Here is a 12,215-nt window from a genome sequence, read left to right as displayed (position 1 = left end):
TAAAGGACGCTGTTGCCTTCAATCTGTGTTGCTCTCCTGCGCCTCAAAAACCGATTGGATTTGTCGGTCTGATTCATCGGAGCCCGTCTCTATCCGGTGTTCGGCTATCAGTTCGCTGATTATTGCCAGAAAGCGCATCAACGTCGGCGACGTGTCCCCGGCACGATAGGTAGCATATAGAGGGATTTCCGGCGGCGAGGGATGAATTGGCTTGAAAACCACTTCCGGCTGCGCAAGCTGCCGCATGCTGGCGGGTAACAGGGCGACGCCGATGTTGGCGCCCACAAGGCTCAGAAGCGATTGCACCTCGACAACCTGCTGGCGAATTCTCGGCGCGAACCCGGCTTTGACACAACACTGATAGAGGAAATCTGCAAATCTCGACTGATGCAGGCCGAACATGACGAACGGCTGATCTTTCAGTTGCATCAAGGAGACGCTGTTCTGGCTGGCGAGAGGATGCGATCTTGGCATGGCTACCATGAGAGCTTCCTGCATGATGATTTCCCGGTGCAGGCCGTCCTGATGCGGCGGCATGCGAAAAAGACAAACATCGATGCGACGCTCAAGCAGTCCCTGTATCTGGAGCGCTGGCGTTAATTCATGGAGCTGCCAGTCGACATCCGGATAACGGCTGGTGAAGATATCGAGCGCTCTGGGAATGATACCGACCAGCGAAGAACTGATTACGCCAATGTCCAGTCGACCGATGGCGCCCGCAGCTGTCATACGGGTCGTGACAACAGCCTTTTCCAACTGCTGGAAGATCAGGGGAACCTGCTCCTTCAAAGCCAGTCCCGCTGCAGTCAGTTCGACATTGTGATGGCTGCGTTTGAACAGCACGACGTCGAGACGGTCCTCCAGTTGTCTGATCTGCTGACTGAGAGGAGGCTGCGACATGTTCAAACGGACTGCGGCGCGACCGAAATGGAGTTCTTCCGCGACGACCAGGAAATAACGCAGTGTTCGCAGATCGAACGGTTTCAGATGATTGTAAGCCATATCGAAAACCTCTCGCCAACCGGAACAAACAACACTGTACGTCTCAAAGGGGGAGGGGCGATAGTCCTTGAAAATACGAAACTCTGTTGCTGGACGCGGCTTGCTGTCGGCTCTGCTCACGAACGTCCCGAATAGGAATGATCGCAAAACGCGGCTTGATTTCATCGCCGTCTTGCGTTTATGAGACCCGTGTCAGGCGTGGGGATGAAGATCTGGGAGATCTTCAAGGGATGCTGACCGGTAAACTCCTTGCCCGTTCAACAAGGCCCGCGGCTTCCCATTTTCGAGGTTTACGTGTTCGATATCATTCTTATCTTCGCTGTTCTCAGCACAACCATGCTGTTTGACTGGACCAAACAGTCTTCAAAGTGATCGCCTGCGGCGGTCCACCTTCCCAGAAGAGCTACGGCCGGCCTTAGGGTCGGCTTTTTTATTGTGATCCGCTTTCCTGATGGGCGTTTCTGAGCTTCAGCGCCGGATTCGACCATATCGAAATCGTCTCACCATACACTGAAAGTGATATTGTACGTCTTACCATCAATGTGGCGATAGTGGGCAGTGACGAAAATCACTGCCGTCGAAAAATAGGCCTGCCGTCGCCTGGCGAACGGTTGCCGCACCAAAGGGGGACGCAGTTGGTTTTCTCGAGGATCGGTCCTTCACGACCGGGAAAAGGAGACCAATCAATGATCATCGATACCAGTTGCTATCCGACCAATCTGGTCGATCTGGCCTGGCAGCATGATGGCGATCCGTTCAGCGGCGAGCGCCTGATTCAAATGATGGACGGCCCCTATACGATCAACGGCAAACCACGTCGCATCGACAAGGCGTTCATCCAGCCGCCGCAGGGCAACACCATCTATACGTGGACAGATGGGGAGCTAGACGGGCGTCAGTCCATCGATGCCTATATGGCCTATACGCTTGAAATGGTTCAAAAACACCCGGACCGGTTCATTGGCTGCTTCGTCTATAATCCGCGTTGCGGCGTGCAGAACGGGGTCGAGGCCATTGAGCGCTATGTGAAGGAACATGGTTTCCGCATGGTCCAACTGCAAGCCAATATGCATGCATATCGGCCTGACCGTGCCAAGGACTGGCTGCGCCCAGCGCTCGACAAATGCCGGGAACTGGGTGTGCTCGTCAAGCTGCATACCGGTGATGGCCCCTACAGTATTCCGACGGAGTGGATTCCGCTTATCAAGGAATATCCGGACATCAATTTCATCATGGCGCACTTTGGTGTGCAGACCGGAGGGGTCTACTGTTTCGAGCCTTTCCAATGGGCAATGGAATATCCGAACGTGTTCTGTGAAAGCAGCTGGTGTCTGCAGTCGCGTATCGTTGAATTTGCCAAGGATTTGCCGACGCACAAGATCCTTTACGGTTCAGACACGCCGCCTAACGAACCGGGCATGTGGCTGAATCTGCTCGAAGTGCTTTGCCATGAACCGCCGCAAGGGATGAATCTCGACGAGGACACGCTTGAGGATTACCTCGGCAACAATCTCGCCCGAATGTTGGGCATGGAGCCAACACCTCCGCCCGCCACCTATCAGGATGCAGTCGCAGAACTTGAACGTCATGGCATCGAAAACAAGCACTACCTGGCGACCCTTGCGTAGTTCAGCGGAGAATCCACATGATTATCGATACCCATCTGCATCCAACCAATCTTGTCGATGAGGCCTGGCGTCATACCGGTGAGCCGTTTACCGGCGAACGCATGCTGAAGCTCATGGACGGTCCGTATATGATCAACGGCAAGCCACGCCGGATCGATATGGGCTTCATTCAGCCGCCGCCCGGCAATACAGGCTACCGCGATGGCAACCGCCGCGGACGCGACGGCATTCGTGACTACATGTCCTATGTCGCCGAGCTTTGCCAGAAATATCCGGACCGCTTCATCGGCAACTTCAACTACAATCCTCGGTGGGGTCCGGAAAACGGCGCCGCGGAACTGGAATTCCATGTCAAGGAATATGGCTTCAAGATGCTGAAGCTGCATTCCAACATGCATGGCTATCGCCCGGACCGCGCACTGGAATGGTTGCGGCCTGCCATGAAGAAATGTGCGGAGCTGGGCGTCGTCGTTCTTATCCATACGGGTGACGGCCCCTATTCGATCCCGACGCAGTTCTATCCCATCATTCGCGAATTTCCGATGGTCAACTTCATCATCGGCCATTTCGGGATACAGACGGGCGGCAACTATTCGTTCGAAGCGTTCTGGATGGCGATGGACACGCCGAATGTCTATTGCGAATCCGGCTGGTGCTTCCAGTCGCGCATCGTGGAGTTTGCAAAGCAGTTGCCGCCGAACAAGATCGTGTTCGGTACGGATTCGCCGCCGAACAATCCGGGCATGTGGTTGCGCGAGCTGGAGGTTCTGTGTTCGCCGGAGCCGCAGGGTATGAACCTCAGCGAAGATATTCTTGAAGACTATCTGGGCAACAACATAGCCCGTCTCATCGGTATCGAACCCACCAAGCCTCCCAAGGATCTGGCGGAAGCGGAGAAGCGTCTCAAGGCCACCTACGTCTGAGGCGCTGTGCGGGGTGTGCATGCGCACCCCGCACATTTCAGGAAATGACATCGGGAGGAGTCATGAACGAGCTGCATTCAGTCACCAAGACGGGAACACAGGATTTTCAGAGTTTCGCGAACGTCTACCGGCAACTTTATCCCGATGACGTCGTTCATATCCGCGAGCCCCTGCAGGACGGCCGCGATGTCACCGCATTGGTGGCGACGCTGGCTGAAAAGGGCAGGACACCGATGCTGGTCTGCGATCAGGTTCCGGGCAGCGAGGTGCTGCTGGTCACGAATGTGTTTGCATCGCGCGAAAGGATAGCCCGCATTTTCGGGACGCGTATTTCCGAGCTGCATGGCGAGTACCAGAAACGCGCCAATGCTCCGATCGAGCCTGAATATGTCGCCGACGGCCCGGTGATGGAACAGGTCGACGAAAGCAAGGACGTCGATCTCGACAAACTTCCGATGATCCGGCATTTCGAGAGTGATCGCGGCCCCTACATCACAAATGCGATCATTGTTGCGAGTGATCCTGAAACCGGCATTGCCAATCTCAGTTATCACAGGTCGATGCGGCACTCCCAGTCGGCACTGGCAACGAGCCTGCATTCGCGCGGGCATCTATGGCGCATGTATCAGACGGCGCGTGAAACCGGTCGGCCGCTGCCGGTGGCGATGGTGGTTGGAGCACATCCACTTTTCATGCTGGCTGCTTCCGCGCGGTTGCCATTCGGTGCAGATGAGCGTGCTGTTGCCGGCGGGCTGATGCGCGAGCCGTTGCGTCTGGTCAGAACACCACGCTACGCCATCGGTGTTCCGGCGGCGGCAGAATATGTGCTGGAGGGGCATCTTGATCCCCATGCACATGTCGAGGAAGGACCATTTGGCGAGTTCTCTGGCTATTCTTCGGACCGGTCGACCAATACGCTGTTTCACGTAACGGCTGTCATGCGTCGTCGGGCGCCTTGGCTGGTCGATGTCGTGGGCGGTGCGACGGACGAGCATCTCAACCTTGCCCGCCTGCCGCGGGAAGCTGAAATGTTCGAGAAGCTGAAAGCGCGGTTCCCCTCGGTAACGAGGCTGCACTATCCCACCTCCGGAACGCATTTTCACTGCTATGTCGCGTTGAAGCAAAGTCGGCCCGGCGAAGCGCGCCAGGTGATGCTGGGTCTTCTTGGCTGGGACCCCTATTTGAAAACGGTCATAGCCGTCGATGACGATATAGACGTCACGCAGGACAGTCAGGTGTTGTGGGCAATGGCCACGCATTTCCAACCGCATCGTGATCTTTTCACGATTGACGGTCTGCCCGGCAGTCCGCTCGATCCATCGTCAAGTTCTGACGGTACGACGTCGCGGCTGGCGCTCGATGCAACGCGAAGCCCTGATTTTCATGGCATTCGTGCCGTGATTGGCGACGATGCGCTCGGGCGTGCGCGCGATCTTCTGGGCGGTCTGACCGGAATAAGACCAACGGGAACGCCGTCATGAACGCCGTCTCTCCACGACCACACGACTACCGCCCGCGCATGGTGGTTGGGATCAGCGGTGCGTCAGGCTTCGTCTACGGCTTTCGCCTTCTCGAAATCCTGCAGCAGCTCCAGATAGAAACGCATGTAGTGGTGAGCCGGTCGGCGCTTCTGACCATGACCCACGAGACCGACTACAAACTCGCTGATATTCGCGAGCTGGCAAGCTATCTCTACAAATCCGACGATATGGCTGCCAGCATTTCGAGCGGGTCCTTCAGAACCATGGGTATGGTCGTGGTGCCGTGCTCGATGAAAACGCTTGCGGAAATTGCGCATGGCCTGTCGGGGAGCCTGATCAGTCGGGCAGCCGATGTCACGTTGAAGGAGCGGCGAAAGCTGGTGCTGCTGGCCCGCGAGACGCCGCTGACGCAGACCCATATCGCCAATATGCTGACCGTCACCCAAATGGGCGCCATCGTGACGCCCCCTGTTCCCGCCTTTTATGCCAGACCCGCAAGCATCGCGGAGATGGTCGATCACACAGTTGGCCGGGTTCTGGATCTTTTCGATCTGGAGACGGGTGGCGTGCGGCGATGGCTCAAAATGCCCTGACAACGATAATCCAAGGGAGAAGAACGATGTTGAAGACAGTCAAGGACAAGATTCCGGTCACCGTGCTTACCGGCTTTCTCGGCTCCGGCAAGACAACGTTGCTGAACTACATTCTGAAGGAAAATCATGGCATGAAGATCGCTGTGATCGAGAACGAGTTCGGGGAAATCGGCATTGATGGCGATCTGGTCGTCGGCAGCACGGAAGAAATCTTCGAAATGACCAATGGCTGCGTCTGTTGTGTGGCCGAGGCACGTGACGATCTTCTGCGGGTTATACGCCAGCTTCTGGCAAGACCGGAACGTCTCGATCATATTATTATCGAGACGAGCGGACTTGCCGATCCTTATCCGGTGGCCCAGACCTTCTTCCTCGATGATCCGATCCGCAATGAAACCAATCTCGACGGAGTCATAACGCTGGTCGACGTCAAACATATTCGCCAGCATCTGGACGATATCCATCTGGATGGCATTGACAATCAGGCGGTCGATCAGATCGTCTGTGCAGACCGTATCGTGCTCAACAAGGTGGACCTGGCACAGGACGCAGATATTGCCGATGTAAGCAGACGCATCCGCCAGCTGAACGAAACTGCGGATATCGTGCTGTCGAGCTATGCGCAGATCGATCTCACCAAGATCCTGGGACTGGCGGCCTTCGATCGCAATCGCAAGATGGCTGCCGAGATCGATTTCGACTGGCACGTGCACAATCATAATCACCATGGTGATGGGCACGTTCATGACCACGAGGATCACGGTCATGAACACGCATGGCTCGGGGATGCCAGCCATACCCATGACACGTCGGTCACGTCCGTTGGCATCGAACTTCCGGGCAATATGGACCCGCAGAAAATTTCGCGATGGGTGCAGGAACTCAAGCGACAGAACAACGAGAATCTGTTTCGAATGAAAGGCATCTTTTCCGTTCAGGACGATGACTATTGCTATGTCCTGCACGGCGTCCACAACGAGATCGAATTCCGCCCCAATCATCCATGGGCAGGGGATGAACGCTCGAACAAGATGATCTTCATCGGGCGCAATCTCGACCGGGCTTCGTTGCAGGCCCGCATAGAAGCATGTCGGGCATAATGACCGGCAATTGACCGGCTTCGGAGCCGGGAGTTTATCTGCTGCATCGCTTGGTGCGGGGATGATTTCCGAAGCCGGTTTGATGGAACAGGCAATGAAAACGTCAAGACAAGACGTCACGAAAGGAACGGCCACAAGTCGTTGGAAATTGACTCAATAAGGGGAACAACGATGACATCTGCAATACATCCAGTCGATGAAATATTACCTGCCAAGAAAACACTCACTCTGGCGCTGCAGCACGTTGCGGTGTCCTATGTGGGATCGGTTGCGGTACCGCTGATTATCGCCAATGCGCTCGGCTTCAGTTCCGAGGAAACTATCCTCCTGATCAGTGCCACCTTCTTCTGTTCAGGTATTGCGACGCTACTGCAAACCATAGGATTCTGGCGTTTCGGCGTCCGTCTTCCGATCATGAACGGGGTCGCCTTTTCCAGTGTCTCGGCGATCATCGCTATCGGCTCCATGCCGGGGGTGGGGATAGCGGGCATTTGCGGTGCCGTGATTGCAGGCGGTATCTTCATCATGCTGATCGCACCGGTTACCGGGCATCTGCGTCGCTTCTTTCCGCCCGTCGTCACGGGCTGTATTGTCACCGCCATTGGCGTGCAGCTTCTGCCGGAAGCCTATCAGTGGGCAGGCGGCGGACGTGGCCAGTCGGATTTTGGCGACCCTGCTTTTCTGGGCGTGGCGTTACTGGTGCTGATCGTTATCCTTGCGTTAAATAGGTTCGGATCGCCGCTCCTGAAAAATCTGGCTGTACTTTTCGGTATGGGTACGGGCGCTCTGGTCGCCTTTCTTCTGGGAATGGGCAATTTCAACCCGGTAGAAACCGCCCCTTGGATGACCGTGCCGACGCCATTCCATTTCGGACTGCCGACTTTCGCCGTCCTGCCGTTCATGACGATTGTGATCGTGATGATCGTCCAGACAGTGGAATCCATGGGGCTGTTCATTTCAATCGGTGAGATCGTCGACAAGGATGTTACGCCTGAGCAGGTCGCCGACGGTGTACGTGCCAATGGCCTTGCCAGTGCGGTTGCAGGGGTCTTCGCGGGCTTTCCTTTCATTGCTCACATGGAGAATGTCGGTCTGGTCATTTTGAGCGGTGTGCGCAGCCGCTGGGTTGTTGCGCTCTGCGGTTTCATGCTGTGCGTCATCGCTTTCTTTCCCAAGTTCGGAGCAGTCCTTGCGGCGGTGCCTGCGCCGGCGCTCGGTGGAGCAGCGGTAGCAATGTTCGGTATCGTAGCTGCGGCTGGTATCCAGTCCCTGTCCAAGGTCGATTACGCGAATAATCAGTATAATATCCTGATCGTTGCACTGACGCTGGCTATCGCCTTCATCCCGATCATGTCTCCCAACCTGTTCCAGCAATTGCCGGATTGGACGCAGTCCATCCTGCATTCGAGCGTTGTGGTTGCTTGCGTGGTTTCCGTTACGCTCAATCTCGTCCTCAACGGATTGGGCGACAGCAATCAGGTTCATGAAAGCCATCATGACGGTCATCTGGCCGAGGCGAAGTCCCAGACCAACGGTGGCTGAGCACAACCATCTGCGGCGCCGGGCAGAGAGCCCGGCCTGCACGCCAGAGGTTTGCATCCGCCCGCTATAGAGGCTGTGGAATGCAGGCCTGCGGGGCCGCCCGTTTTACCTTTTCAGCTCCATTCAGATAGTGAGGTTCACGATGGATAATCTGTTCCAGCAATCCAATGCGCCGTGCCGCCGCCTTGTCCGGGGAGGACTGGTTGCTGTCGGCGCCCGCGATGTCCGACAGGCCGACATGTTGATTTCGGAGAAGGGCATCATCCTGGATATTGCACCCGACATCGAGCCTGAAGGCGATATGCAGCTTATCGATGCGGCAGGCTGCATCGTTTCGCCGGGTCTGGTGGACATGCATCAGCATCTCGACAAGACCGGCGTATTGCGTTTCGCACCCAACCCATCCGGCACGTTGCAGGGCGCGCGCGACGCTTTTGCGAAATATGCGCGGCAGGCCCCGCCTGACGACATTCTCAAGCGGGCGTCCCGAACCATTGAGCGTTGTCTCAACCGTGGCACCAGAGCTATCCGAAGTCATGTGAATGTGGACAAGGATGCGGGCTTCAATGGCATAGAAGCTCTGGCGAAATTACGGTCGGACTGGGCTGACCGGGCGAAGCTGCAGCTTGTGGCGTTCATGATCCCGCATCCGGGGCAGGATCTCGACTGGCTGGAGGCCAATATCGATCGCGCGGTTGCGCTGGCCGATGCCGTGGGGGGCACGCCCGCAGTGGCGGAAGACCCGGAGCGTTATCTCGATATCCTATTCGCCGCTGCTGCACGGCATGGCCGTCCAGTCGACCTGCATCTCGATGAACATCTCAACCCGCAACGCCCGCTTTTCAACGCCGTCTTCGAGCGGGTCCGCCGTTATGGTCTGGAGGCACGTACCGTGCTTAGCCATGCTTCGGTTCTCAGTGCGATGGACCGGCCGGATTTCGAAGCGATCTTGGAACAGATCATCGCGTTGAAACTTGGCGTGGTCACGCTGCCGGCGGCCAATCTTTATCTGCAAGCGCGCGATTGCGACAAGCTGCCACCGCGCGGGCTGACGCGGGTGGCAGAGATCGTGCGCGCCGGTGTGCCTATTGCCACGGCCTCGGACAATATCGAAGATCCATTCGTTCCGACCGGCTCTGGCGACATGCTGGAAATTGCGCGCTGGACCCTGCTTGCAGGTCATCTTAAGGGCGATGAACTGGCCACTGCCTATGCGATGATTACCGCAATCCCTGCAAAACTCATGGGTCTCAAGGATTATGGCTTGCATCGGGGCGCACGGGCTGATTTTCTGCTGGCCAAAGCCGAAAGCATCGACGGCTTCGTGGCCGGCGGAACACCGCATTTGCGCGTTTTCTCCAATGGAACGCTTGTATCGGAGACGCAGATCGCCACGGTCACCGCGGCGAAGACGCAATCCGTTGCGCGCGAACCGGCCTGAGACGTCGCACGCTCCGGACAAAGCGGAGGGGACAGAATGGCCGGGGAATCGGCAAAGCGACTGACAGCATTCGGCATGGTTATCCTGCGCGAGGCGATCAGCGTCTACTGGACGCTGATCAAGATCATGCTGCCGGTGATGGTGCTGACGCAGTTTGCAATCGAGATGGGCTTGATCAAGGCCATCTCACCTGCCTTCGCTCCCGTCATGCAGTTCGTGGGGCTGCCTCCGGAGGCAGGTTTTGTCTGGGCGATGAACCTTCTGGTCGGAGTGTGGAGCGGGGCAGTGGTGATGTTCGCTGTCTTGCCGGTCGACACGCTGACCTCGGCACAGGTGACAATCCTCAGTTCGCTTTTCCTCTTCGCCCATGCTCTTCCTATCGAACAGCGTATCGTGCAAAAGGCCGGCCCGCGTTTGATCGTCTCGACACTGATCCGGCTTGGCGGCGGGCTTTTCTTTGCATGGGGGATCAAGCTGATTTCCAGCCATACCGGCTGGCTGGCAGAACCGGCGGCGCCGAGCTGGGTGCCGGGCCATTATGATTCAAGCTGGAGCAGCTTCGTCGCCGATACGGCATCTACGCTGGTCTGGATATTTGTTGTTCTGCTTGGTCTGGTGGCGGTGTTGAGAACGATGGATGCGCTCAATGTGACGCGCTTTCTCAACCTGCTTCTCTCACCCTTGTTGCGTTTGCTCGGCATATCGAAGGATGCCGCTCCACTGACCGTTGTGGGGCTGGTGCTGGGACTATCCTATGGCGGTGGCCTCATCATTCGCGAAGCGCAGCGCGGACACATCCAACCTCGGGACGTCTTTCTCGCGTCGAGTTTCATGGGGCTCTGCCACAGTCTGATCGAAGATACGCTGATCGTGGTGGCTCTCGGTGCGGATATCTATGTGGTCCTGTTCGGCAGGCTGATTTTCTCCGTTCTGCTGGTTGCGATATTTGCCAGATTTCTGCGCGGAACGGGCGATGCGTTCTTCTTCCGCTTCCTTTATCGGGATACGCTGCGCTGTAAATCGCGCCCGCAATACGGACAGGCACTAGTGGATTGAATTTGACGTTTGATACCCGTCCGATACAAATCTCGTTTCAAGCGTCAAATTCGAAAAATCCACTAGATTCATAGGGTTATTAGTGGTCTTTTTGATTCCGACATTTGCCCGGCGCTCATATCCGAGGGATGCAAATGCCGGAATCAGACCACTGGAACAGCCAACGGATTCTTAGACGCCGCTTTCAAAAACGGCATCTTTCCATTCAAGCTGCCTCTCTCAAGGCGTGGATAGTTACAGTGGTCTGGCGCATGAGAAACGAATATTGACCGACACGACTGAAAGCGCAGGCGCGATGAATGTCGCGCAAAAGGCTTACTCGACATTGCGCCGCGTGGACCAGGGTTTAAGGCTGATCCAGTATGAGCCTTCAAAGGGGACTGCAGCAAAACGTTTGTTGATCTCTGCCAGTGTCGCTTCGGGGCTGGTATCGGTGAACAGTTCCGGTCGCAGCCAGACGGCGAAGGCTTCTGCCGCCAGAATGTTCAGGGGAACGGCATTAAAGAAGTTCCACAATCCATGCACGCGCTTATCGTGCACGGCCTTTAAACCGGCACGGAAAGGGTTCTTCAAGGCGTTTGAAAGCGTGTCGCGCGCTTCCTGCTCGCTGACGCCCGGTCCAATTGAAAAGCCGCTATACTTCCCTCCCGGGGATGATGTGGCGATGTAAACCTGTGGATCGGCAGCAACGATAAATTCGCTGCTAACTATGGCTCCCTGTGATGGTCCGTCCGCAGCGATATTTCGGCTGCCGGTCAGTGTGATGAACTCGCCCATGCTGCTTCGTCCGTAGGCGTAGCAGCATTGGTCTGCATTGGGAAAGGCTTCAAGCAACACGGTCGGGCCAGCATCACTCCCGGCACCGTTCTTCGCCACCCGATCACGAATTCGGGCAATGCGCTCATCATAGAAATCGGCAAATGCGTTGGCTTGTTCCTCGCGGTTGAGTACCTCGCCCAGCAGACGCATATTCTTTGAGGTGTTTTCGAGTGCATGGTTGCCGAAATCGACCACGATCACCGGTATGCCCATTTTCTCGAGATAGGCGATAGCCTGTACACCTTCATCATTGCGCATCTGCCAGTCTGACAGAATGGCCAGATCAGCTTTGACTGAAACGATCTTCTCGACCGAAACTGTCATGCCGTCGCCTATGATTGGCAGCTTGTCAATTTCCGGAAAGCGCTTTTTGAAACCGGCGTAGATTTCAGGGTTGTCGCCCTTAAGGTCGTCAGCCCAACCGGCCAGCAGGCTGACGGGATCGGGATGGATAAGTGACAATGCAATCAAATTGAAGCCGCTGCCAAGCAGCACGGACTTCGGCTGGGCTGCAATGGTAACGTCCCGGTCAAGCGCATCCTTGACATGAATGGGATAGGTGACATCTGCAACAGCGCTGTTACCGAGGGCCAGCCAGATTACGGTCAGACAGACAATAAGACGGATCAT

10 protein-coding genes are annotated in these 12,215 nt (G+C 56.3%); 8 read left to right on the top strand and 2 right to left on the bottom strand.

Annotated features, from left to right (window positions below; translation table 11 throughout):
- Nucleotides 1-18: 18 nt before the first annotated feature.
- Complete coding sequence (locus F9K94_RS06405) at nucleotides 19-1,002, bottom strand: LysR substrate-binding domain-containing protein (protein ID WP_061347577.1); 984 nt, start codon at nucleotides 1,000-1,002, stop codon at nucleotides 19-21.
- Nucleotides 1,003-1,688: 686 nt separating this feature from the next.
- Here F9K94_RS06405 and F9K94_RS06400 point away from each other — a divergent pair.
- The 8 genes from F9K94_RS06400 to F9K94_RS06365 all read left to right on the top strand — a co-directional run bounded on the left by F9K94_RS06400 (nucleotide 1,689) and on the right by F9K94_RS06365 (nucleotide 10,766).
- A complete protein-coding gene (locus F9K94_RS06400) occupies nucleotides 1,689-2,630 on the top strand; it encodes an amidohydrolase family protein (RefSeq protein ID WP_151644338.1) in 942 nt (313 codons plus the stop codon).
- Nucleotides 2,631-2,647: 17 nt separating this feature from the next.
- Entirely contained in the window at nucleotides 2,648-3,553 is a 906-nt protein-coding gene (locus tag F9K94_RS06395) for an amidohydrolase family protein (protein WP_010660438.1), read from the top strand.
- Between the two features lie 62 nt (nucleotides 3,554-3,615).
- Nucleotides 3,616-5,034 carry a UbiD family decarboxylase gene (locus F9K94_RS06390; RefSeq protein ID WP_151644337.1) on the top strand — a complete coding sequence of 473 codons (1,419 nt, stop codon included), beginning with the start codon at nucleotides 3,616-3,618 and terminating at the stop codon, nucleotides 5,032-5,034.
- Nucleotides 5,031-5,627 (top strand): UbiX family flavin prenyltransferase, encoded by a 597-nt coding sequence (locus F9K94_RS06385; protein WP_061347580.1) that lies wholly within the window; start codon nucleotides 5,031-5,033, stop codon nucleotides 5,625-5,627. The genes F9K94_RS06390 and F9K94_RS06385 overlap by 4 nt, the downstream gene beginning before the upstream one ends.
- A gap of 26 nt (nucleotides 5,628-5,653) precedes the next feature.
- Nucleotides 5,654-6,727 carry a CobW family GTP-binding protein gene (locus F9K94_RS06380; RefSeq protein WP_151644335.1) on the top strand — a complete coding sequence of 358 codons (1,074 nt, stop codon included), beginning with the start codon at nucleotides 5,654-5,656 and terminating at the stop codon, nucleotides 6,725-6,727.
- Nucleotides 6,728-6,898: 171 nt separating this feature from the next.
- Entirely contained in the window at nucleotides 6,899-8,269 is a 1,371-nt protein-coding gene (locus F9K94_RS06375) for a nucleobase:cation symporter-2 family protein (RefSeq protein ID WP_151644333.1), read from the top strand.
- 142 nt (nucleotides 8,270-8,411) lie between these two features.
- A complete protein-coding gene (locus F9K94_RS06370; RefSeq protein ID WP_151644331.1) occupies nucleotides 8,412-9,710 on the top strand; it encodes an amidohydrolase family protein in 1,299 nt (432 codons plus the stop codon).
- 36 nt (nucleotides 9,711-9,746) lie between these two features.
- Nucleotides 9,747-10,766, top strand: coding sequence for a nucleoside recognition protein (locus F9K94_RS06365; protein ID WP_151644329.1), 1,020 nt, complete (start codon nucleotides 9,747-9,749; stop codon nucleotides 10,764-10,766).
- Nucleotides 10,767-11,081: 315 nt separating this feature from the next.
- Here F9K94_RS06365 and F9K94_RS06360 read toward each other — a convergent pair whose 3' ends face one another.
- Nucleotides 11,082-12,215: an ABC transporter substrate-binding protein gene (locus tag F9K94_RS06360; protein WP_151644327.1), complete on the bottom strand. Its 1,134-nt coding sequence runs from the start codon at nucleotides 12,213-12,215 to the stop codon at nucleotides 11,082-11,084.

This window comes from Brucella tritici (genome assembly GCF_008932285.1).
GTDB lineage: Bacteria > Pseudomonadota > Alphaproteobacteria > Rhizobiales > Rhizobiaceae > Brucella > Brucella tritici.
The sequence above is the reverse complement of the archived record's forward strand: the minus strand, read 5'-3'. Positions and strand labels throughout refer to the sequence as shown.